This window comes from Agreia sp. Leaf335, from assembly GCF_001423605.1.
Classification (GTDB): Bacteria; Actinomycetota; Actinomycetes; order Actinomycetales; family Microbacteriaceae; genus Agreia.
In genome coordinates this window covers 1,142,031-1,163,085 of sequence record NZ_LMOQ01000001.1, presented here as the reverse complement: position 1 = coordinate 1,163,085, position 21,055 = coordinate 1,142,031, and the positions used below count along the sequence as shown (strand labels likewise).

The following is a 21,055-nucleotide window of genomic DNA, read 5'->3' as shown; positions in this document are numbered from 1 at the left end:
GTTATTTCCTCTCTTGGGTGGGAGACCCCACCACCGCGACGCGTCGGGATGACGGCGTGCGGACATCTGTGTTCTGGTTTGCGACGACGCCGCGTGGTACGACCAACTTCTGCAACACCGCGAAGATTCCCTCGCTGAGCAGCGCGAGCGCGATCACGAGCAGTGACCCGGCGAGCATCTGGGAGTAGTCGTTGGATTTGAGGCCGACGAAGATGAAGCGCCCGAGGCCGCCGGCACCCACGTAGTCGGCGAGGGTCGCCGTCGCGATGACCTGGAGTGTCGCCGAACGAAGCCCTCCGATCAGCAGGGGAAGGCCGAGCGGAACCTCGACCTTGCGCACGATCTGACCCTCCGTCATTCCCACGGCCCGAGCGGAGTCGATCGTGCGGCGATCGATCGCCTCGAACCCCGAGTAGGCGCCGGCCAGAATCGGTGGGACCGCCAGCACCACCAGCGCGATGATGGGGGCCTCCACGCCGATTCCGAGCCAGAGCGCGACGATGATGAGCAGGCCGAGGGTGGGCAGCGCCCGGAATCCCCCGGTCAGGCTCACGGCCAGGCTGCGACCGCGACCCGTATGCCCGATGAGGTACCCCAGCGGGATCGCGATGACGCTCGCGATGACGAGAACGACCAGGCTGATCGTGAGGTGTTGCACGAGACGAATCGGAATGCCGTTCGGTCCCCCGAGATGGGCCGGATCGAAGATCCAGGCGAAGGCGTCGATGAGCAGATTCACGATGCGGCCGCCTCTGCGGTGAGCCGCGAGCGACGCGTGGAGGAGGCCCGGGTCGCACGCGCCCACGGCATGAGAAGCCGACCGAGGAGCACCAGTGCCGCGTCGATCAGCAGTGCGAGCGCGATGGTGGCCACCATGCCGGCGAGCACCTCTGCCACGATGTTGCGCTGCAATCCGTCGGTGAAGAGCAGCCCGAGGCTCTTGATGCCGAGGACCGCACCGACCGTGACGAGGCTGACGGTACTGACCGCCACCACGCGGATGCCCGCGAGAAGCACCGGACCCGCCAACGGCAGATCGACCCTCCAGAAGCGCGTCCACGGCGAGAATCCCATCGCGGTGGCGGACTGGCTGATGTCCGACGACACCGAGCCGAGGGCATCCGACGTCGTGCGGACCATCAGCGCGATGCCGTAGAGGGTGAGCGCCACGACGACGTTGATCGAATCCCTCGCGCCCGTTCCCAGGACGATCGGGAGAACGATGAGGAGCGGCAGAGAGGGGATCGCGTAGAGCAGGCCGAGCACCGTAAGCAGCACTCCGCGGCTGAGCCGGTAGCGGTTCGCCACCCAGCCGAGTGGAACAGAGAGGACGAAGCTCAGAACGATGGGCGGGATGCTGAGTGCGAGGTGCTCGAGAGTGCGCTGTCCGATGAGGGGCAGGTTCTCGATGATCCAGTTCATGCCGGTTCGTCCTCGAGGGGCCTCGGGTCGCCGCCGGACGGGGCACCGTCGACCAGGACTCCGGCAGCGCGGCCCTCGCTGTCGAGCACCACGTCGCGCCCGTCGCGCCGGTCGATGTGCAGCGCCCTCTTGCCCTTGGTCGCTCCGATGAAGTCGGCCACGAAGTCGTTGGCCGGAGCCGTGAGGATCTCGGTCGGCGAGCCCTTCTGCACGATGACGCCGCCCTTCTGCAGGATGACCACCTGGTCGCCCAGCAGGAATGCCTCATCGATGTCGTGTGTGACGAAGACGACCGTCTTGTCGAGCTCGCGCTGCAGCCGGATGAGTTCTTGCTGGAGCTCTGCGCGCACGAGCGGGTCGACGGCGCCGAACGGCTCGTCCATCAGCAGGATGTTCGGGTCGGCCGCCAGTCCACGGGCGACGCCCACGCGCTGCTGCTGACCACCCGAGAGCTGGCTCGGGTAGCGGTTCGCAAGGGAGCGATCCAGACCGACCGTGTCGAGGAGTTCGAGGGCCCGGGCATGAGCCTCCCGCTTCGGAACCCCGTTCAGAAGGGGGACGGTGGCGACGTTGTCGACCACCTTGCGATGGGGCAGCAGCCCGGAGTTCTGCATCACGTAGCCGATGCGACGACGGAGTTTCACCTTGTCGAGACCGACGATGTCTTCGCCGTCGATCTCGATCGAGCCGGATGACCGGTCGATCATGCGGTTGATCATGCGCAGGATGGTGGTCTTGCCACAGCCGGAGGACCCGACGAAGACCGTGGTCTTGCGCGACGGGATCACGAGGCTGAAGTCCTCGACGGCCAGCGTGCCGTCAGGAAAACGCTTCGAGACCTGACGGAATTCGATCATGTCATGGCCCGTTCGTCTGGCGCGCACGAGTGCGCGCGTGTGACCTCAGCCAAACATGCAACGCCCCAATCGGCAAAGCATGCGAGCCGGGAATGACGAATTGTGTCCGGCAGGCTAAGGTGCAGCCGACTCAGGTCAGGCGAGCGGCGTGGCGCTCTCGTCGTTGCGGGTGAGATAGTCGCGAACGACCTGCTCGCACTCGTCGATGATCGTGTCGTCGCCCGGGCCGCCGAGCATGAATGCTCGGACCAGCAGTGCGTCGATCATGGTGACGGCGACCTCGAGGCGCGTCAGGAACGCGGCCCCGTTCGAGACGCCGTACTTCTCGATGAGCACGTCATGCAGATTCTGCGCGACGCGATGCGTCTTGATGCGCGACACGTCGGTCTCGGGCGACGAGACCAGGTCGCCGAGTCTGATCGATGTGAAGCCCACCTCGCTGCGGTGCATGGCGACCGAAGAGCCGATAGAGACGACGACCGCGTCGATCCAGCTCGAGGGGGTCTTCTCGGCGATGTCGGCTTCGAACTGCCGCAGGAACCGCTCGATGCTGCGGGCTCCCAGTGCCGTCAAGACCGCGATGCGGTCGGGAAAGTAGCGGTAGACGGTTCCGATGGAGGCCTCGGCTCGGTCTGCGACGAGGGCCGTGGTGAGTCGTTCGATTCCCACCTCGTCGACGACGGCGGCCGCCGCGTCGAGCAGAGCGGCGATGCGATCGGAGCTGCGAGCCTGAATGGGTTCGTTGCGCACCTGCACGGCGTCGGGGCGGATTTCCTCGGTGACGTTGTTCACAGGCACGGCGCCGATCCTTTCATCAGGGATGTGCTGACCATCTTAGTTGCGCGAGGGCGGCAGAATAGAGAACATGTGTGGTCGTTTCGTCGTGTCCCGTGCAGCAGGCGACCTGGTCGCCCTCTTCGATGTCGATGTCGAAGGCGCCGACTTACCCGAGCCATCGTGGAACGTGGCACCGACCCAGCGCGTCCCGGTGATCATCGATGCCGTCAATCGTGCTGCCGCGACCGACGAGGACGCACCCGCCGTGCTGAGGCGGCTGGAGTCGGCCCGCTGGGGACTCGTGCCCGGGTTCGCGACCGAGCCGACAGCATCCGCGCCCCTCTTCAACGCCCGCATCGAGACAGCGGCAGAGAAGCCGGCCTTCCGCGAGGCCGTCGCCGCGCGCCGTGCCGCCATACCGGCGTCGGGATACTACGAGTGGTTGATCGCGCCCGACGGCAGCAAGAGGCCGCAGTTCGTCTCAGCCAGCGACGACGAGCCGATCCTCTTCGCCGGACTGTACGAGTGGTGGCGCAATCCTGCGGTCGCAGCCGACGATCCCGCTCGTTGGCTGCTCTCGACCACCATCCTGACTCGAGCCGGAGCGGGGCCGCTGGCCTCGCTGCACGAGCGGATGCCCGTGTTCCTCGAGCCTGGACTGATGGAGGACTGGCTCGACCCGCGCACCACCGGAGACGCGGGACTGCTCGCCGACATCTCGCTGGCCGCCGAAGAGCTCGCCGACGACATGATGTTCCACACGGTCGGGACCGCTGTCGGCACGGTCGGCAACGACTCGCCCGAACTGGTCATGCCGGTCGACTGACGGCGAGGCAAATCGGATGCGTGCGACACTGGGGTGTGCGGAAATCGGATAAGCCCCTCTCGGCCAAGCAGGGCGCCGAAGTCATCATTCACCGTGCGGCCCGCATCGAAGACGCGGTGCACGAGTTCCGTCAGAAACGGGCACAGGCCAGCGGCAAGGTGCCCACGGTCATCCCGTTCACGGGATACGGGTCGACCACCTGGGTCAGGGTCCTCGCCCGGGTGCTGCTGACGACCCCGCCCAGACCCGGATCGCGCGAAGACCGCAAGGCCCGCACGCAGCACGAGAGCGTTCGCGGGTGGAGGAGCTTCACCAGCGTCCCCTTCGGCAACGCCTCGGTCACGGTCGAGGCGGGCGGCGGGTCCCACACGGTGGCCGCCGATCGCGGCGGCGTCGTGGATGCGGTCATCGAGGTCGTACTCGAGCCCGGGTGGCAGACGGTCACCATCGGGATCGACGGCGGCCAGACGGTCGAGGCTCCGATCTTCGTCCTCGATCCCTCGTCTCGCTTCGGCGTCGTCAGCGACATCGACGACACCGTGATGGTCACGGCCTTGCCACGGCCTCTTCTGGCTGCCTGGAACACCTTCGTGCTCGATGAGCACGCACGGGTGCCCACGCCCGGAATGGCCGTGCTGCTCGAACGCCTGACCACGGAGAACCCCACCTCCCCCGTGATCTACCTCTCGACGGGCGCGTGGAACGTCGCGCCCACGCTCAGCCGCTTCCTCTCACGCAACCTCTACCCCGCAGGCCCTCTGCTTCTCACCGATTGGGGTCCGACGCACGATCGTTGGTTCCGCAGCGGACGCGAGCACAAGCGAGAGAACCTGCGGCGGCTCGCACGCGAGTTCCCCGACGTGCGCTGGCTGCTCATCGGCGACGACGGGCAGCACGACGAGGAGATCTACGCGGACTTCGCCATCGATTTTCCCGAGAGCATCGCCGCGGTCGCCATCCGACAGCTCTCGCCGAGCGAGGCCGTTCTGGCCGGAGGCCGCTCGAACGACGAGGTGCACACCGAGCAGACCGGCGCGACGTGGGTCTACGCCCCCGATGGCGCCGGCATCTCAGCCCAGCTCACGGAGGCCGGCATCCTCCAACTTCCGCCGCGCTAGATCCAGCCGCGTTCCTGGGCGACGAACACGGCCTGCTGACGAGTATCGACGGCGAGCTTCGCGAGCACGGCCGATACGTGATTGCGCACCGTTCCGGGCGCGAGCTTCAGCTGCCGGGCGATCTGGGCGGTCGTCTCGCCCCGTCGGCCGACGCGCAAGACGTCGAGCTCTCGATCGGTGAGCGGGCAGCGTTCGTCGCTCAACGCGTCGGCCGCCATCTCCGGGTCGACGTACCGGGCTCCCGCCATCACGCGCCGGATGACCGCGGCAACTTCTCCGGCATCCCGCGACTTGGGCAGAAAGCCGGCCACTCCGGCCGCGAGCGCACGTCTCAGCACACCGGGGCGCGCATGACGGGTGACCACCACGCACCGCGCGCTGACCGTGCGTCGAAGCCGCTCGGCGACCTCGACTCCATCGAGGCCGGGCATCTCGAGGTCGAGAAGGCACACATCGGGCTTCAGCCGCTCGGCCTCGGCGACGGCCTCCTCGCCGTCGGCGCATTCGGCGATCACGTCGATGTCGCCCTCGAGGCGCAGCAGGGCCGCGAGGGCGGAGCGGATCATCGCCTCGTCGTCGGCGAGAAGCACCCGGATCATGCTCGCACCGCCCGGTTGTCCGGAACAGTGACGACCACGCAGAACTCACCATCGTCTGTCGTCACGGTCAAGGAACCACCGGCCGCGCCCACGCGCCGAGCGATGCCGTCGAGCCCTGATCCGCGGTTGTCGGCGAGGATCATCGGGTCGGATTCCCCGGTGTCGTTTCGGATCTCGTAGCGCCACTGCTCGCCGCCACGGGTGAGGGCCAGTGCGGCCCGGCGTCCGCCGCCGTGACGGAGCACGTTCGTCGTCGTCTCACGGATGACGGGTGCGAAGACCGAGGCAGGAGCATCGGCCGCATCCGGTGAGACACGCGTGTCTGCCGCCATGCCCGCCGCACGGAGGAGGTCTCGGGCATTCGCCAGCTCGTCGGGCAGGGGCACGGAGCGGAAGCGCGTGGCGAGGTCCCTGGTTCCCTGGCGTGCCTCGTCGACGCTCACTCGCGCCGCGCGCAGCTGCTGCAGCGCCGCATCCCGGTCATCGGGCAGCAGGCGCTCGGCCAACTCCAGCTGCAGGGCGATCACCTGCAGATGATGACCCTGCAGGTCGTGCACGTCTGTCGCAACGCTCAAGCGTTCCTCCGCGGCGGCAAGGCGCGACTCGGAGATCCGGGCGCGGTCGAGCGCGATGAGAACGTCCCACCACCAGAGCGAGAACACCGTCATCAACGGAAGAACGCTCGTGTAGAAGCCGAACACGAAGTAGTCGCCGCCTCCCGGCCCCGCGAAGGCGCCGTTGACGTCGAGCCCCCAGAGACACACCAGCAGCACCGTGACGACGATCACCAGGCGCAGGCGCACAGGGCGCGGCCAGTCGAGCAGCTGCAGAGACTGCGCCAGCGGCAGCGCGAGCATCAACCAGAGACCGCTCACTGAGAAGACGACGGTGCCGGCGGCCACAGCCACCAGCAGCGGCACGAGAACAGAGCGGCCGGGCAGGCTCGTCGTCTCACCCGTGCGATGCCGATAGGTGCGCACCAGCGGCAGGGTCGAGGCGATCCAGATCAGTCCCGCAGCCGAGACCACGAGCAGTGTCGCCGCCTGTTCTCCTCTCTGGATCAGCGTCGCCGCCCAGATCAGCACGATGACGACCTCGAAGAACACGACCGCAGACGCCGTGTACCACCAGGTGGCGACGACTCCCCGCGCCGTCGTCGAGCCCGGTCGCCCGGTCGTATCGGATGCGCGGCGAGAGTCTGCGGGATGCGTCACGTCCACCACCATAGGCGCGTGACAGATGTCACGGCCGCGGCGGGCATAAGACCCGACAGGAGGTGACAGACCGACACTGTCGAAGGGGCAGCTCGTGCGCTGGGCTTGACCATGACACCGGCACCGTCGATCCGGGTGCCGCCACACGAGAAGGAGTCACACCATGGACCTCATCCCCCGCTTCCAGGATCTGGTCGCCCAGGTTCCGGAGTTCGTTCAACCGCTGATCGTCGCCCTGGCAGGCGCCGTGCCCTTCATCGAAGGCGAGGGGGCCGCCGTCATCGGCGTCATCGGCGGAGTGCATCCCGTGGCCGCCGTGCTGGCGGGTATCGCCGGCAACTTCCTCTGCGTACTCGTGCTCGTGACGCTCAGCTCGAGAACACGCTCGGCGATCGTGAGCCACCGACGAAGTAGGGCCGAGGCCCGCGACGCGACCCGGGTCGGCGCCGGCCCCGGGGCGCATGACGAGAGCGCAGACGAGAACGCAGACGTGGATGCACCGGAGTCGGGCCGAAAGACGGCTCGCTGGGTGAAATTCCAGCGCGCGCTCGACCGCTACGGCGTTCCCGGAGTCAGTCTGCTCGGGCCTCTGCTGCTGCCGACGCAGTTCACGGCGACGATGCTCACCGCGTCGGGAGTGGCCGCGCGACGCGTGCTGTTCTGGCAGGGTCTCGCCATCATCGGCTGGACGACCCTTCTCGGCGTCGTCGTCGGCGGTGTCGTGCACACCGTCGCATAGTCGCGCTCGCACGCCACGCCGGGGCGAGTGGCGGATGTCGGTGCCGGTTCGTACACTTCGAATATAGAAGATATATTCGAATGTCTCCCGATTGGAGAGCGGCCATGAACATCGAAGAACCCGTCACCGTCGAGCTGTCCGACGACGGCTCTCCCCTGAGATTCGAGTGGCGTGGGGTGCACTACGGAGTCATCAGCGCACCCGAACGCTGGTTCGCTCGACGACCCTGGTGGCTGCTCGACGGCAGGGCCTCTCTCGGCACGGGCGGGGCGCTGATCGATCGTGAGATGTGGCGCGTCGATGCCGTGCCGCTCACCGCCGGCATGCCGCGCCGCGACGGCACGTTCGATCTCGCCCTGCGCTCCGCGCCGAGCGAGTGGCACATGTCCCGCGCCTTCGACGACGTTCTCGACACGCAGCTCTTCGCCTGACGCCGATGCCCCGATTCACCCACCTGCATGTCGCGTCGGCCTACTCCGCGCACTTCGGAACATCCCAGCCCGAGGCGTTGGTCGCTTCCGCTGTGAGCGACGGCGCCGAGGTCGCGGCCATCACCGATCGCGACGGCCTCTACGGCGCCATCCGGCATGTGCGGGCCTGCATAGCCGCGGGCATCGACGCGGTCGTGGGCGTCGACCTGGCTCTGCTGCCAGAGAGATCGGCGCGAGCCTCGACCCCGGGCAGGCAGGCCGATTCCCCGGCTCCCCCGTCCTCGACGCCGGCCCGCATCACGGTCCTGGCGCACGGCCACAACTCCGGAGAGGGATGGGCTGCACTCTGTCGGCTGATCAGTGCCGCCCACAGCCCTGCAGGCGACGGAATGCCGCGGCGTCCGAACGATGTCGGCATTCAGCGCTCCCGTCCCAGCGGGTTTCTCATCGGGGAGTCCGGCCCGGTCGCGACGGTACTGCTCGGCCCTGATTCCGACGTCGCGCAGGCGGTAGCCGCGGCAGATCTCTCACTCGCGGCATCCATGCTGGCCGAATGGAAGAGACTGCTGCCCGGCGCGATCGCGGTCGAGGTGGTGTGCCACCTCACCGAACCGGGCGAGCGCGCGAGCATCCGCCACGCCGCGCGCATGCTCGAACTCGCCGACAGCGTCGGCGTGCCTGCCGTGCTCAGCAACGCCGTGCGTTACCTCAGACCCGACGACGCGGTCACGGGCGACGTGCTCGACGCGGCCGACAGACTCCGCCCCCTCGGCGCATTCCAGCCTCAACCCAACGCCCAGGCCTGGCTCAAGTCGGCCGATGCCATGAGGCGACTCGCTTTTCTCATCGTCGACCACTCTGCGCTGCCCCGATCGGCAGCCGAGCAGCTGCTCTCGAGCACAGAGCGCCTGGCAGACACCTGCCGACTCGACCCGCGTGAGGACCTCGCCTGGCGGCGACCCAAGCTTCCCTCGCAAACGGTCCTCGGCATCGAGGGCGACCCGCTCGTCGAGCTGCGTCGACGAAGCGAATCCGGCCTCCTCGAGCGCTATGCCGATGCACGATCGAGCGAGGTCGAGTCGCTGAAGACCCGCCTCGACACAGAGATCGACACGATCGGCCGATTCGGCTTCGCCAGCTATTTCCTCACCGTCGCGGAGGTGTCGTCGCTCATGCGCTCCATGAACGTGCGCAACCAGGCGCGCGGCTCCGGAGCCGGAAGCCTGGTGAACTACGCACTGCGCATCTCCAACGTCGATCCGATCCGACACGATCTGCTGTTCGAACGCTTCCTCGGCAACAAGAGATCGACTCTGCCCGACATCGACATCGACGTCGAATCGGCCAGGCGGCACGACATCTATCGGGCGATCTTCGAGCGTTTCGGCCAGAACCGGGTGAGCCTCATGTCGATGCAGAACACCTACAGGGCCCGCGGCGCCGCGCGCGATGCCGGACTCGCCCTGGGGCTCGACGACGCCCAGATCGATCTCGTCGCCACCAACCTCTGGCGGTTCAACGCGCGTGACTTTCGTCAGGTGCTCGATGAGAAGCCCGAACTCCGCGAGATCGCCGCCCTGGTCAAGAACGATGCCCAGATCGACATGCTCGTCGATCTCACCGAACGACTCGACCGCCTTCCCCGGCACATCAGCATGCATCCGTGCGGCGTCATCCTCGGCAACGACGAGCTTCTCAACACAACACCCGTGCAACCCAGTGGCATGGGCCTGCCCATGAGCCAGTACGACAAGCACGACATGGACGACGCGGGGTTGCTGAAGCTCGACGTCCTCGGTGTGCGCATGCAGAGCACGCTGGCCTATGCGGTGTCCGAGATCCACCGTGTTCACGGTCGTCGCACGGCCCACGCGGGCGGCCTGCCCGTCGACGCGCGCTACGTCAGCGCAGACGGCATCATCGAACTCGACGAGATTCCCCTCGACGACGAAGCGACCTTCGAGGCGATCCGCACCACCCGCACCCTCGGTATGTTCCAGATCGAGAGTCCCGGCCAACGCGAACTGATCGGCAAGATGCAGCCCACCGAGTTCGAAGACCTCATCGCCGACATCTCGTTGTTCCGCCCCGGCCCGATGAAGGGCAACATGGTGGCGCCCTTCCTCGACACGAAGCACGGCTTCGCCCAACCTCAGTATCTGCACCCGACGTTCCGCCCCTTCCTCGAAAGCACCTACGGCGTCGTCATCTACCACGAGCAGATCCTGCGCATCTTCGCGGCCTGCATGAACGTCTCGCTCGCCGAAGGCGACGAGATGAGACGAACGATCGACGACCCAGATGCTCGTGTCGAAGAGCGATTCCGTCAACAGACCGCAGCGAACGTCGATAGCGACGGCGCGCGCATCTACGACGACCGGGCCATCGAGCGCATCTGGGCCGTGCTCAAAGGATTCGGCTCGTTCGGCTTCTGCAAGGCCCACGGAGCAGCGTTCGCCCTGCCGACGTTCCAAAGCGCCTGGCTGAAGACGCACTACCCGGCCGAGTTCGTGGCCGCTCTGCTCACCCACGACCCCGGCATGTACCCTAAACGGCTGCTGCTCGCCGAGGCCCGACGCATGGGTGTGCCGATCCTGCCGCTCGACGTCAGCGCCTCTCGCGAGGTCTACACGGTCGAGCGCATCGAGCCACCCCGATCGCACGGGGTGCTCGCCGATCCCGACGACGTGATCCTCGGCATCCGCCTCTCGCTCAGCGACGTGCATGGAATCACCGCGGCCGAACTCGAGCGAATCCTCGAGAACCAGCCCTACGTCGGCATCGGCGACTTCTACCAGCGTGCCGCGCCGTCACGCGCCCTGCTCACCCGGCTGGGCCTGGTCGGCGCTCTCGACTCACTGGCCGCGCCCGGTGAGGCCGTGGGTGATGCAGCTGCATCGCGCGGCGATGTGATGGCGCGAGTGCGCGAGCTGATCGCGAGGGGCAAGCGTCCCGCGACCCGGCACATCCAGCCGACCCTGCCCATCTTCGTCGACGACCGAGAACAGCTGACCGAGCTCGCTGAGCCGCCGAGCATGATCGAGCGGGTGGCGACCGAACTCGATGTGCTGCAGATGGAGATCAGCGAACACGTGATCGAGAGCTACCGTCCCCTGCTCGACGAGCTCGGCGTCCTGCCTGCGAGCGAGCTTCTCAACTGCTGGAACGGCACGACCGTGCTGGTGGCGGGAATCCGCGTCGCGACCCAGACTCCCCCGATGCGCAGCGGCAAACGAGTGGTGTTCATCAGCCTCGACGACGGCTCGGGGTGCTCGGACTCCACATTCTTCGAGGAGGCCCAAGACCGGGCCGGACCTCTGCTCTTCGGAACGAAGCTCATGGTGATCCAGGGAAAGACGCGGCGAACGGGAGAACGCGGAATCTCGATCGAGGCGAGCAACGCCTGGGATCTGAAGGCGCTGTGGGCGCAGTGGCAGCAGACGCAGCAGCGTCAGGCGCGTGAGGCGTCGTGAATTCCGTGACACCGATCGCCAGCCCGAGCAGAATGGGCGCATGCGACGCACAGACCGCGCTCGGATCGCGAACCTCAGGCTGGTCTCCCAGCACCTGGCGGCGAGCACATTCTCCTCACCCGCAGAAGTAGCTTTCTCGATGCTCGCGATGCAGGCGCAAGACCTGTCGTCGGCGCAGTGGGCTCTGGCCGTGCGCAGCCCGGGCTCCACGATCGCCGATGTCGACCACGCATTCACCGAGGGCTCGATCGTGCGGTCATGGCCCTTCCGGGGAACACTCCACGTGACGCCCGCGGCAGACCTCGGCTGGATGCTCGCCCTCACCCGCGACAGAACCCTGCGCGGCGCGAAGACGAGACATGCCGGCCTGGGGCTCGACGAACAGACCTTCTCGCGCGCCGCCGGTGTCGTCCGCAACTCGTTGCAAGGGGGTGGGCGATTGTCGCGGGCGGCCCTGCTCGCCGAGCTCGACGCTGCCGGCGTCGCGACCGACCATCAGCGCGGTGGCCACATCATCTGGTACCTGGCCCATGCCGGCCTCATCTGCTTCGGTCCGATGGGGGCCTCGGGGCAGGCCGTGGTGCTGACCGACGAATGGGTGACGGAGCCGCGCCAGCTCTCCACCGATGAGGCGCTCGCCGAACTCGCGGTGCGCTACTTCACGTCGCACGGCCCGGCGACGCTTCGCGATCTCCTCTGGTGGAGCAAAGTCCTGGTGCCGGAGGCGAGACGAGGCATCGAGGGCGCCGGCGACAGACTTCGCCGCCTAGCGGTCGACGGCACGACCTACTATCTCTCGGCAGACCAGGCGGACGAGCCCGTTGCACCCGGGCTCGTTCTGCTCCCCGGCTTCGACGAATACCTCCTGGGGTACGAGAACCGCGATGCTGTTCTGGCTCGAGAGCACAGCGCCCGCGTCGTGCCCGGCTCGAACGGCATCTTCCTGCCGATGGTCGTCTCGAACGGTCAGGTGGTCGGCACCTGGCGGCGAACGATTCGACGGGCATCGGTCGACATCGCAGCGTCGACGTTCGCGCCGACGACCTCCACGGTCACCGCCCGCTACGTGAAGGCCGCCCGAGGGTACGCACGATATCTGGGGCTCGGCCAGGGTGAGACGACGATCGCCGACTGCTGAGGTCTGCCGCAATCCGCGCGCCCCTGCGACAACGAAGACCCTTCGATATGACTCCCGCCGATGCCTCCTCACCGCGCTACGCTCCGTTCGGCCTCGACGCCGACTCGGCGGCGTCGAGCCTCATCTCGAGCACCATCGAGACCGAGCTCGGCCCGATCCGCGTGCATCGATCGCCGACCCGAACCGCATCGACCGCGATCCTTCTGCTGCACGGAGCGGCCGGAAGCTGGACGACCTGGACGCCGTTGCTCGCTGCGGCTCGCGCCGCCGGCGAACCGCTCACCGATGTGGTGGCCGTCGACCTGCCCGGGTGGGGCGACTCGCCCGGCCCCCGCATCCGGTCGCGTCTCACCCTCGACTCGCTGGCCGACGTGGTGTGGCAGGTCGTCACCCACCTCGGATACACCCGAGCCGACATCACGGGCCATTCACTGGGGGCCTTCATCGCCCTGCACCTCGCATCGATCCGACCGGCGCACGTCGAGGCCGTGCGCCTCGTCTCGGCGACCACCTTCTCGGTGCTGGCGAGCGTCGAGCATCCGCTGCGATCGTTCGGCGCCGTTCCCGGGTTCACTCTTCTACTCGGCGTGTTCCGTCTACTCCGGATGGGCGGGGATCGGGGCGTCGGGCTGGTACACGCCGTGCAGAAGATCGGACTGCTGCGCCTCGCCGTCAGCCCGCTCTTCCGGCACCCGCTGCGCGTACCCCGCTCGGTCGTCGATGCTCTGGCACTCGAGGTTCGCCCCGACAGCTTCGTCCGCGCCGCCGAAGCGACCCGCGGATACGATCCGGCCAAACGCTGGGCGAGCATCCGGTGCGCCGTCTGGGCTGTTCGAGGCGACGCCGACTCGTTCGTTCCCTCTCGAGACCTCACCGGACTGCTCCGCGCGATACCCCTCGCCACGCTGGCGGAGATCGGCGATTGCGGCCACTTCGCCCATGTCGAGCGTCCGCGAGAGACGCTCGAAGCGCTCGGATTCCTGACGCCCCGACGATCCCCGCTCAGAAACGACGAAGCCGCCGCCCGGTGATTCCGGACGACGGCTTCGATACGCGGAGGACCCGCGGAATGACTACTTCTGGAGCGAGGCCTGAAGGTCGATCGTGATGGTGACCTCGTCGCCGACGAGGACTCCGCCGGTCTCGAGGGGAGCGTTCCAGCTGACACCGAAGTCGTTGCGGTTGATCTTGGTCGTCGCGGTCAGTCCGGCCTTGTAGTTGCCGTACAGGTCGTCCTGGAATCCACCGAACTCGAGGTCGAACGTGACCGGCTTGGTCACGCCCTTGATCGTGAGGTCTCCGTCGACGAGGAAGTCGCCACCCTCGTAGCGGATACCCGTCGAGACGAAGGTGAGCTCGGGGTGGGTGGGGGCGTCGAAGAAGTCGTTGGTGCGCAGGTGACCGTCGCGGTTCTCGTCGTTCGTGTTGATCGAGGCGACCTCGGCCTTGGCCGTGACGGTGGAGTCGAGGGGGTTCTCGCCCGTGGTGAAGGTGGCGTCGAACTTCTCGAACTTGCCCTTGACCTTGCTGATGAGCAGGTGGCGGACGCTGAACGAGACCTCGGAGTGCGAAGCGTCGATTGTCCAGGTGCCGGCCTTGTAACCCGGGATGGTGATCGTGTCGGTCATGATTTCTCTTTTCGTCTGAGACAGAAGGGAGTGGGTCAGAACCCACTTCGATACAAATGCATGTACCACGGTGATTATTCCACTTCGGTGAAACGAGATCCTGAATAGCCGGTGAATGTCGTCATGCGGCGACACAGTGGGGCGGCAGTTGAGAGGATTGCAGAATGACGAATGACAACACACGCGTGGATTTCTGGTTCGACCCCTCGTGCCCCTGGGCATGGATGACAAGCCGCTGGGTCGACGAGGTCGCCACCCATCGCGACCTCGACGTGCACTGGCACATCATGAGCCTCGCGATCCTCAACGAGAACAACGACGTGCCCGAGGACTACCGGGCCTTCTTCCCGCGCGCCCTGCGCTACGCCCGCGTCGTGGCGACAGCCGAGGCCCTGCATGGCGAAGAGACTCTCAAGCCGCTGTACGACGCTCTCGGTCGGCGCATCCACCTCGACGAGCGGGCGACCGACGTCGAGGCCGAGGTCGCCGAGTCGCTGGCAGAGGCGGGTCTCGACGCGTCGATCGCCGATCGCGCTCTTCCGGATGCCGAGGGCCGGTTCGAGTTCGACGCGGAGTTGCGCGCGTCCCACCGCAGCGGCATCGACCTGGTCGGTGCCGATGTCGGAACTCCGATCATCGCGGTGAACGGCGTCGCGTTCTTCGGCCCCGTGATCTCACCCGCGCCGAAGGGCGAGCAGGCGCTCGCACTCTGGGATGGAGTGGTCGCCGCGGCGTCGTACGACGGGTTCTTCGAGCTCAAGCGCAGCCGCACCCGCGACCCGATCTTCTCCTAAAGTCCCGGTAATCCCGGGATTCGAAAACGCTTCGCCTACCCTGGAGATCATGGCTCACTCCGTTCTGAGATTCTTCGGCGTGCTCGCGACGGTCACCGCGCTCGTCGCGGTGCCGTTGACGGGCGCCACCGCCGGCCCCCTGCGCGCCGCCGACTACCCCTCGTGGGACGACGTGCAGGCGGCGAAGCAGAACGAAGCCAGCGCTCAGGCGGAGGCCGACAGGATCACCGGACTACTCGACGAGCTCGAGGCCACGGCCACCACGCTCAGCAACGAGGCGTTGAAGCGCGGCCAGGAGTACCTCGTCGCGACCTACAACCGAGACGCAGCGCAGACCTCGGCCGACGACCTCGATACCAGGGCCACCCAGGCATCCGCCAAAGCCGACACTGCGAAGCGACAGGTGGGTCAGATCGCCGCGCAGCTCTACAAGTCCGGCGGCGACAACGGCACGGTGAACCTGCTGCTGAACGGCGACAAGTCGAAAGAACTGCTCTACAAGCTCGGCACCATGAGCCAGCTCACATCGCAGACGGTGGGGCTGCGCGACGCCGCAGAGATCGCGGCCAACAACGCGTCGTCACTGAGGCTGCAGGCCGACGCGGCGTTGGCCGAACGCGACCGACTCTCGACCGAGGCGGAGACGGCGCTCGAAGCGGCGGAAGACGCACAGGCTGCCGCCGACGCCCAGGTCGCCGAGGAGAAGGCGCACAGCGCCACCCTCTACCAGCAGCTCGCGACGCTGAAGAACACCACCGCCGCAGCCGAGCAGGGCTACCGGGATGGCCTGGCCAAGGCCGCAGAAGAGGCCGCGCGCAAAGCGGCCGCAGAGGCTGCGGCTGCCGCGGAGGCCGCGGCGAACGACAGCGGCGGCGACGGCAGCGCCTGGGTGCCCGACTCCGGATCGGTCGCGTCACCCGACGAGGCGAAGCAGATCGCCTTCAACATGCTGGGCTCCTACGGTTGGGGCGCCGAACAGCAGAGCTGTCTCGTTCGCCTCTGGACGGGCGAGTCCGGCTGGCGCGTCAACGCGTACAACCCCGACAGCGGAGCGTACGGGATTCCCCAGTCGCTGCCTGCGAACAAGATGGCCGACGTGGCTCCAGACTGGCCGACCAATGCCGCGACGCAGATCACCTGGGGGCTTAACTACATCAGCGGCAGGTACGGATCGCCGTGCAGCGCGTTGGCGTTCTGGAACGGCAATTCGCCGCACTGGTACTGATCGGTCGGGCCCCGATCAGCGCCCGACGAGGCTCGATCCGGCCGTCGTCAGCAGAATCACGTCGACCACGGCGCTGGCCATGATCAGCTGAAACAGCAATCGCGTCGGCGGCCTGGTGAGGGCCAAGATTATCCCCGCCGCCGCTATCGTCGCGCCGGCCACGAGCCCGATCACAGAGACGACGATCAGTCCGGGTGACGACGCAGCGATGCCGATCGACGCGACGAGCGATGCGACGGCGAGCGAGGCGAACGCGACGACGGCAGACGGCCGGCGGCCGAGTATGTGAGGCAGACCGCGAACCCCTGTGCGCGCGTCGTCGTCGAGGTCGGGGAGGACGTTGGCGAAATGCGCCCCGAAGCCCAGGAGCGCGCCGACAGCGATCGCCCACCACACCGCAGGCCGAGGATCGGCCGACGACAGCGTCACGAAGAGGGGAAGCGTTCCGAAGGTGATCAGGTAGGGCACGCCCGACGCCGGAGTGCGCTTCAGCCACGCGTTGTAGCTCCACCCCGAGGCGATTCCGACGATGTTCACCAGCGCGGCCAGCGGCCCCAGGAGGAGCGACAACGGCACGGCGACGATCACGGCCGCGATGGCGGCCGTGCGAACCGCCGAGCGGCTGATACGGCCGGATGCGATCGGCTTGTCCGAGCGAGCCACGGCCGAATCGCGATCGGCATCGATCCAGTCGTTGCTCCAGCCGATCGACAGCTGACCGGCGAGCATGGCGGCACCGACGAGAACGGCCCGCGCCGGGTCGATACCGACCCCTATCGCGAGGATGACCGTGACCAGGGTGACGGCCACAGCTGGCCCCGGGTGGGACGCGCTGATCATCCCACGGAGCATACGTCGAATTATAGGGACAGACCGGGCGTCAGGATCGTTCGATGCTCGCCAGGAGCGCCGTGAGCGACCCCACGAGCGCGATGCGCTCGTCACTCGATATCCCCGCGAGCAACGCGTCCTCGGCTGCGAGTTGCAGCGGAAATACCTCATCGACGAGGTCACGGCCCTCCGCCGTCAACGAGATCAGCGCACTCCGCCCATCGGCCGGATTCACCGATCGATCCACCAGACCGCGCCCCTCGAGTCCTTTGAGCCTCTTCGTGGTCGACGGAGCTGTCGCCAGGGAGATCGTGCGCAGTTCGCTCGGAGATCTCGGGGCGGTGGATCTCCTCAGCACGGCGAGGATGTCGAACTCCCCCCGCGTGAGCCCATGAGCCGCGAGCACCTCGTCGCTGCGATCCACGATCAACGCGGCGCTGCGCAGCACCCGGCCCACCACTCCGATCGCGGCGAGGTCGAGATCCGGCCTGAGCCGACGCCACTCCGACTGGATGGCATCGATCGCATCGCCCGCCGAGCCCGGCTCATCGAGTGCGCTGCTCATCGAACCTCCACAAACTAATTTACTAGTAAACTATATCCAATGAGTTCATCCATGCTGCCCCATCCGCGCCATCTCGTGGCGTTCGGCCCGCACGGAGGCGCCCACACCGTTGCCCTACGCGCCGGCATCTCGATGGCCGTGCCTCTGACCGCCCTGTGGCTCAGCGGTCATCTCGATCTCTCGCTCTACGCGGCATTCGGTGCGTTCACAGCGCTCTACGGCCGCAACCACACCCACCTCCCCCGGCTGCGCATGCAGACCCTCGCCGCGGCGATGTTGGTCTCGGCCGTCGTCATCGGAACGACCGTCGGGGTGTTCGAGGCCCGACAGTGGATCGTCGTCCCCGTCGTGGCCATCGTGGCCGCCCTGGTGACGATCGTCTCGAACGCCGCCGACCTGCATCCGCCCGGCGCTCTCTTCGCCACGTTCGCCGTCGCCGCCTGCGCATCCGTGCCGAGCACGCCCGCGTCGATCGGCCTGGCGCTGGTCGTCGCATCCGCCAGCGCCGCTTTGTCGTTGGCCATCGGAGTCATCGGATTCGCGCATCCGGCCGCACGGCTCCGACCACGCTCGACCTTCTCCATCTCGTTCCGCGACGCGATCGCTCGACCCGAGAACGTCTCGACCGTCGCCAGACTGATGACGGGAATCCTCATCGCCGGAATCGTTCCGACCGTCGTGGGCATCGGGCATCCGTACTGGGCCATGGTGGCCGTCGTCGCCGCCCTGTCGGGGCCGGATGCGACGGCACGCCTCGTGCGGGCCGGTCACCGGATCGTCGGGACGATCCTCGGTCTCGGCCTCGCGGCGCTGCTCTTCGCCGCCGATCTGCCGGCACCCGCGACCATCGCCGTGGTCGTCGCGTTGCAGATGACCGCCGAGCTCTTCATCGGGCGAAACTACGGACTGACGATGGTCTTCGTCACTCCGCTCGCCCTCTGCATGATCGAGCTCGCCCACGCGGTCGATGGCGGCGCACTGATCGCCGACCGCCTCGTGGAGACGCTCTTCGGTGCGGTCGTCGGCATCGGACTCACGCTCCTGTGGCGCTCCCGATCATCGACGGTCGTCGACCCGTGACGCACGACCCGGCTCTGCCGTAGCCGAACCGGCGACGACACCCGTCTTCTCGTCGGCCTCGAGGCGCTCGGCCTCGTCTCCGCCGATCGCCTCGCCGCGGGCGACGAGCCCGGCCACGTCTGACAGCGGAATCTGCTTGAGGAAGAGCGAGAGCAGGAAGGCGAGCCCGATGAAGGGCAGCAGGTACCAGAACACGGGTGCGAGCGCGTCGGCGTACGCGGTGACGATGCCATCGCGCACGCTGTCGGGCAGCTGCGAGAGCGTCTGCGGGTCGAGCGTCGACGTCGAGGCCGCGGCATCCGACGCACTGGCCCCGGCGTTGGTGAAGACCGTGGTGAGGTTCTCTGACAGGCGCGTGGTGAAGATGGTGCCGAAGACGGCCACACCGAGAGACGCGCCGACCTCGCGGAAATAGTTGTTCGTGCTCGTCGCCGTGCCGACCATCGACGGGTTCACCGAGTTCTGCGCCACCAGGACGACGACCTGCATGATGAGACCGAGACCGGCCCCGAAGACGAACAGGAAGACGCAGATGAGCCAGATCGGTGTGTCCGCGGTCAAGGTCGTCATGGCGACCATCGCGGCGGCGGTCAGCAACGTTCCGACGATCGGGAAGAGCTTGTAGCGGCCCGTGCGGGTGATCGCGATTCCCGACACGATCGAGGTGCCGATCAAGCCGGCCATCATGGGCAGCATCAGCAGTCCGGACGCGGCCGCCGAGGTTCCCGACGACATCTGCAGGAAGGTCGGAATGAAGCCGATCGCGGAGAACATGCCGAGGCCCAGGGTGAGCCCGATCAGGGTCGCGTTGACGAAAGTGCGGTTCTTAAACAGTGCGAGCGGGATCACCGGGTCTTTCGCGCGCGCCTCGACGATGACGAATAGGATCGCGGCCACGATCATGCCGGCTCCGAACATCCAGGTCTCGGGCGCAGCCCAGCCGTGATCGGTCTTGTCTCCGCCGAAGTCGGTGAAGAAGATGAGGCAGGTGGTGAAAGCCGAGAGCAGGATCACTCCGAGGATGTCGATCGGCTGCGTGGCCTTCTTGCTCGGCAGCCTGAGAGCGAACCAGGCGATGGCGAACGCGGCGATGCCCACGGGGATGTTGATGTAGAACGCCCACTGCCAAGTGAGGTGATCGACGAAGAAGCCACCCAGCAGCGGACCACCGACGGCGGAGAGGCCGAAGATCGCGCCGAGGGGGCCGAGGTACTTTCCGCGCTCGGAGGCAGGAACGATGTCGGCGATGATGGCCTGCGAGAGGATCATCAGGCCGCCGCCGCCCAGACCCTGCATGGCGCGGAAGACGATGAGCTGGGTGAAGTCCCCGGCGAAGGCGCAGCCGACCGAGGCCAGTGTGAACAGCGCGATGGCGATCAGGAACAGATTGCGGCGACCGAGAACGTCGCCGAACTTGCCGTAGACGGGCATCACGATGGTGGTGGCGAGCAGATACGCGGTGGTCAACCAGACCTGGTGCTCGACGCCGCCGAGCTGACCGACGATGGTCGGCATCGCCGTCGAGACGATCGTCTGATCGAGGCTCGACAGGAGCATGCCGGCGATGAGAGCGCCGAAGATGATCCAGATGCGTCGCTTGGTGAGGAGCATGGGCCTCTCTGAGGTGGAGGCAGTGGTCACGGGTGGGCCTTTCGAGGAGTGGGTTCGGCCATCACGATGCGTGCGGCCGAGAGAGAGTCGGTGAGAATGGAGGCGAGTTCATCGGGCCCCGCGAGGGTGTGCACGCGTTCGCCCACGCTGCGCAGCAGACCGAACAGGATGTGGACGACGGCCTGCGGGCGGAGATCGTCGATGGGGACGTTCTCGCGCTGGGCGACGAGAGCGACGACCTGACGCTCGCGCTCCTTGCTCATACCGATGAAGCGCTGCAGCAGCCGCGGCTCACGCTCGAGGGCGGCGAAGAAGTCGGCGTGCTCGCGGGCCGTACCCTCGAGTGCGCCGAAGTGCTGGATGGCAAGCTCGAGCAGATCGTCGATGACGACAGGCCAGCCGCGCGATCCGCGGGCCAGGAACTCCTCGGCGAAGGTCTGGGACTCGGCTTCGGGATCGGCTCCGATGACCGCGTCTTCCTTCGTTCGGAAGTAGTTGAAGAACGTTCGGCGGGAGACTCCCACCTCGTCACAGAGCTCTTCGATCGTGAAGCCACCCAGCCCATGCTGGGCTGTGAGGCGACGAGAGATCGAGGTGAGACGCGACGCCGTCTGTACGCGTCGCACTTCGCGGCGATCGACTGTTGCACTCTCATTCACAGAGTGCAGTCTTGCACTTTTACTTGAAGAGTGCAATCGGCCCGAATCACGCCGATTAACGCAGAAGA

At 67.1% G+C, this 21,055-nt stretch carries 21 protein-coding genes; 10 read left to right on the top strand and 11 right to left on the bottom strand.

Going from position 1 to position 21,055, the window contains the following annotated elements; translation table 11 throughout:
• Nucleotide 1: 1 nt before the first annotated feature.
• The 4 genes from ASF79_RS05590 to ASF79_RS05575 all read right to left on the bottom strand — a co-directional run bounded on the left by ASF79_RS05590 (nucleotide 2) and on the right by ASF79_RS05575 (nucleotide 3,077).
• The gene (locus ASF79_RS05590) at nucleotides 2-739 is read right to left on the bottom strand and encodes an ABC transporter permease (RefSeq protein WP_055777172.1); all 738 of its coding nucleotides are present in this window, start codon (nucleotides 737-739) and stop codon (nucleotides 2-4) included.
• Complete coding sequence (locus tag ASF79_RS05585) at nucleotides 736-1,422, bottom strand: ABC transporter permease (RefSeq protein WP_055852686.1); 687 nt, start codon at nucleotides 1,420-1,422, stop codon at nucleotides 736-738. The genes ASF79_RS05590 and ASF79_RS05585 overlap by 4 nt, the downstream gene beginning before the upstream one ends.
• Nucleotides 1,419-2,279, bottom strand: coding sequence for an ABC transporter ATP-binding protein (locus tag ASF79_RS05580; RefSeq protein WP_055774418.1), 861 nt, complete (start codon nucleotides 2,277-2,279; stop codon nucleotides 1,419-1,421). Before ASF79_RS05580 ends, ASF79_RS05585 begins: the two co-directional genes overlap by 4 nt.
• A 135-nt stretch (nucleotides 2,280-2,414) precedes the next feature.
• Complete coding sequence (locus ASF79_RS05575; RefSeq protein WP_162239067.1) at nucleotides 2,415-3,077, bottom strand: TetR/AcrR family transcriptional regulator; 663 nt, start codon at nucleotides 3,075-3,077, stop codon at nucleotides 2,415-2,417.
• Nucleotides 3,078-3,144: 67 nt separating this feature from the next.
• On the opposite strand from ASF79_RS05575, the gene ASF79_RS05570 reads away from it, so the two are divergent.
• A complete protein-coding gene (locus ASF79_RS05570) occupies nucleotides 3,145-3,882 on the top strand; it encodes an SOS response-associated peptidase (RefSeq protein WP_055852679.1) in 738 nt (245 codons plus the stop codon).
• Nucleotides 3,883-3,917: 35 nt separating this feature from the next.
• Nucleotides 3,918-5,000: an App1 family protein gene (locus ASF79_RS05565; RefSeq protein ID WP_055774427.1), complete on the top strand. Its 1,083-nt coding sequence runs from the start codon at nucleotides 3,918-3,920 to the stop codon at nucleotides 4,998-5,000.
• Here ASF79_RS05565 and ASF79_RS05560 read toward each other — a convergent pair.
• Together ASF79_RS05560 and ASF79_RS05555 are read right to left on the bottom strand one after the other, a co-directional pair.
• The gene (locus ASF79_RS05560; RefSeq protein ID WP_055774428.1) at nucleotides 4,997-5,599 is read right to left on the bottom strand and encodes a response regulator transcription factor; all 603 of its coding nucleotides are present in this window, start codon (nucleotides 5,597-5,599) and stop codon (nucleotides 4,997-4,999) included. The two genes, ASF79_RS05565 and ASF79_RS05560, sit on opposite strands and share 4 nt — an antisense overlap.
• Nucleotides 5,596-6,813, bottom strand: a complete 1,218-nt coding sequence (locus ASF79_RS05555) for a sensor histidine kinase (protein ID WP_055853192.1) — start codon at nucleotides 6,811-6,813, stop codon at nucleotides 5,596-5,598. The genes ASF79_RS05560 and ASF79_RS05555 overlap by 4 nt, the downstream gene beginning before the upstream one ends.
• Before the next feature lie 163 nt (nucleotides 6,814-6,976).
• Between ASF79_RS05555 and ASF79_RS05550 the strand changes: the two genes are divergently transcribed.
• The 5 genes from ASF79_RS05550 to ASF79_RS05530 all read left to right on the top strand — a co-directional run bounded on the left by ASF79_RS05550 (nucleotide 6,977) and on the right by ASF79_RS05530 (nucleotide 13,625).
• The gene (locus ASF79_RS05550) at nucleotides 6,977-7,552 is read left to right on the top strand and encodes a hypothetical protein (RefSeq protein ID WP_055852677.1); all 576 of its coding nucleotides are present in this window, start codon (nucleotides 6,977-6,979) and stop codon (nucleotides 7,550-7,552) included.
• 104 nt (nucleotides 7,553-7,656) lie between these two features.
• Nucleotides 7,657-7,983 carry a DUF6504 family protein gene (locus tag ASF79_RS05545; RefSeq protein WP_055852674.1) on the top strand — a complete coding sequence of 109 codons (327 nt, stop codon included), beginning with the start codon at nucleotides 7,657-7,659 and terminating at the stop codon, nucleotides 7,981-7,983.
• A 5-nt stretch (nucleotides 7,984-7,988) separates the two neighbouring features.
• Nucleotides 7,989-11,456 (top strand): DNA polymerase III subunit alpha, encoded by a 3,468-nt coding sequence (locus ASF79_RS05540; RefSeq protein ID WP_055852671.1) that lies wholly within the window; start codon nucleotides 7,989-7,991, stop codon nucleotides 11,454-11,456.
• A 40-nt stretch (nucleotides 11,457-11,496) separates the two neighbouring features.
• Nucleotides 11,497-12,594 carry a winged helix DNA-binding domain-containing protein gene (locus ASF79_RS05535; RefSeq protein WP_055852668.1) on the top strand — a complete coding sequence of 366 codons (1,098 nt, stop codon included), beginning with the start codon at nucleotides 11,497-11,499 and terminating at the stop codon, nucleotides 12,592-12,594.
• A gap of 47 nt (nucleotides 12,595-12,641) precedes the next feature.
• Nucleotides 12,642-13,625 (top strand): alpha/beta fold hydrolase, encoded by a 984-nt coding sequence (locus ASF79_RS05530; protein WP_055852665.1) that lies wholly within the window; start codon nucleotides 12,642-12,644, stop codon nucleotides 13,623-13,625.
• A gap of 42 nt (nucleotides 13,626-13,667) precedes the next feature.
• On the opposite strand, the gene ASF79_RS05525 is transcribed toward ASF79_RS05530, so the two are convergent.
• The gene (locus ASF79_RS05525) at nucleotides 13,668-14,222 is read right to left on the bottom strand and encodes a YceI family protein (protein WP_055774439.1); all 555 of its coding nucleotides are present in this window, start codon (nucleotides 14,220-14,222) and stop codon (nucleotides 13,668-13,670) included.
• A gap of 164 nt (nucleotides 14,223-14,386) precedes the next feature.
• Between ASF79_RS05525 and ASF79_RS05520 the strand changes: the two genes are divergently transcribed.
• Nucleotides 14,387-15,016: a mycothiol-dependent nitroreductase Rv2466c family protein gene (locus ASF79_RS05520; protein WP_055852663.1), complete on the top strand. Its 630-nt coding sequence runs from the start codon at nucleotides 14,387-14,389 to the stop codon at nucleotides 15,014-15,016.
• Nucleotides 15,017-15,065: 49 nt separating this feature from the next.
• Nucleotides 15,066-16,241: a coiled-coil domain-containing protein gene (locus tag ASF79_RS05515; protein ID WP_055852660.1), complete on the top strand. Its 1,176-nt coding sequence runs from the start codon at nucleotides 15,066-15,068 to the stop codon at nucleotides 16,239-16,241.
• A gap of 15 nt (nucleotides 16,242-16,256) precedes the next feature.
• Here ASF79_RS05515 and ASF79_RS05510 read toward each other — a convergent pair whose 3' ends face one another.
• Together ASF79_RS05510 and ASF79_RS05505 are read right to left on the bottom strand one after the other, a co-directional pair.
• Entirely contained in the window at nucleotides 16,257-17,081 is an 825-nt protein-coding gene (locus ASF79_RS05510; protein WP_235500651.1) for a UbiA family prenyltransferase, read from the bottom strand.
• A 40-nt stretch (nucleotides 17,082-17,121) separates the two neighbouring features.
• A complete protein-coding gene (locus ASF79_RS05505; protein ID WP_055852656.1) occupies nucleotides 17,122-17,637 on the bottom strand; it encodes a MarR family winged helix-turn-helix transcriptional regulator in 516 nt (171 codons plus the stop codon).
• A 39-nt stretch (nucleotides 17,638-17,676) separates the two neighbouring features.
• Between ASF79_RS05505 and ASF79_RS05500 the strand changes: the two genes are divergently transcribed.
• A complete protein-coding gene (locus tag ASF79_RS05500; RefSeq protein WP_082495689.1) occupies nucleotides 17,677-18,717 on the top strand; it encodes an FUSC family protein in 1,041 nt (346 codons plus the stop codon).
• Here ASF79_RS05500 and ASF79_RS05495 read toward each other — a convergent pair.
• Nucleotides 18,694-20,328, bottom strand: a complete 1,635-nt coding sequence (locus tag ASF79_RS05495) for an MDR family MFS transporter (RefSeq protein ID WP_055853188.1) — start codon at nucleotides 20,326-20,328, stop codon at nucleotides 18,694-18,696. The genes ASF79_RS05500 and ASF79_RS05495 overlap by 24 nt on opposite strands.
• Before the next feature lie 26 nt (nucleotides 20,329-20,354).
• A complete protein-coding gene (locus tag ASF79_RS05490) occupies nucleotides 20,355-20,987 on the bottom strand; it encodes a TetR/AcrR family transcriptional regulator (protein ID WP_162239066.1) in 633 nt (210 codons plus the stop codon).
• Between the last annotated feature and the right edge of the window lie 68 nt (nucleotides 20,988-21,055).

What these genes read in the sequence shown, in the direction of transcription:
- ASF79_RS05585 (WP_055852686.1), bottom strand. Translation starts at nt 1,422, where the DNA reads ATGAACTGGATCATCGAGAACCTGCCCCTCATCGGACAGCGCACTCTC.
- ASF79_RS05580 (WP_055774418.1), bottom strand. Translation starts at nt 2,279, where the DNA reads ATGATCGAATTCCGTCAGGTCTCGAAGCGTTTTCCTGACGGCACGCTG.
- ASF79_RS05570 (WP_055852679.1), top strand. Translation starts at nt 3,145, where the DNA reads ATGTGTGGTCGTTTCGTCGTGTCCCGTGCAGCAGGCGACCTGGTCGCC.
- ASF79_RS05560 (WP_055774428.1), bottom strand. Translation starts at nt 5,599, where the DNA reads ATGATCCGGGTGCTTCTCGCCGACGACGAGGCGATGATCCGCTCCGCC.
- ASF79_RS05550 (WP_055852677.1), top strand. Translation starts at nt 6,977, where the DNA reads ATGGACCTCATCCCCCGCTTCCAGGATCTGGTCGCCCAGGTTCCGGAG.
- ASF79_RS05545 (WP_055852674.1), top strand. Translation starts at nt 7,657, where the DNA reads ATGAACATCGAAGAACCCGTCACCGTCGAGCTGTCCGACGACGGCTCT.
- ASF79_RS05540 (WP_055852671.1), top strand. Translation starts at nt 7,989, where the DNA reads ATGCCCCGATTCACCCACCTGCATGTCGCGTCGGCCTACTCCGCGCAC.
- ASF79_RS05535 (WP_055852668.1), top strand. Translation starts at nt 11,497, where the DNA reads ATGCGACGCACAGACCGCGCTCGGATCGCGAACCTCAGGCTGGTCTCC.
- ASF79_RS05530 (WP_055852665.1), top strand. Translation starts at nt 12,642, where the DNA reads ATGACTCCCGCCGATGCCTCCTCACCGCGCTACGCTCCGTTCGGCCTC.
- ASF79_RS05525 (WP_055774439.1), bottom strand. Translation starts at nt 14,222, where the DNA reads ATGACCGACACGATCACCATCCCGGGTTACAAGGCCGGCACCTGGACA.
- ASF79_RS05520 (WP_055852663.1), top strand. Translation starts at nt 14,387, where the DNA reads ATGACGAATGACAACACACGCGTGGATTTCTGGTTCGACCCCTCGTGC.
- ASF79_RS05515 (WP_055852660.1), top strand. Translation starts at nt 15,066, where the DNA reads ATGGCTCACTCCGTTCTGAGATTCTTCGGCGTGCTCGCGACGGTCACC.
- ASF79_RS05510 (WP_235500651.1), bottom strand. Translation starts at nt 17,081, where the DNA reads ATGATCAGCGCGTCCCACCCGGGGCCAGCTGTGGCCGTCACCCTGGTC.
- ASF79_RS05505 (WP_055852656.1), bottom strand. Translation starts at nt 17,637, where the DNA reads ATGAGCAGCGCACTCGATGAGCCGGGCTCGGCGGGCGATGCGATCGAT.
- ASF79_RS05500 (WP_082495689.1), top strand. Translation starts at nt 17,677, where the DNA reads ATGAGTTCATCCATGCTGCCCCATCCGCGCCATCTCGTGGCGTTCGGC.
- ASF79_RS05495 (WP_055853188.1), bottom strand. Translation starts at nt 20,328, where the DNA reads ATGCTCCTCACCAAGCGACGCATCTGGATCATCTTCGGCGCTCTCATC.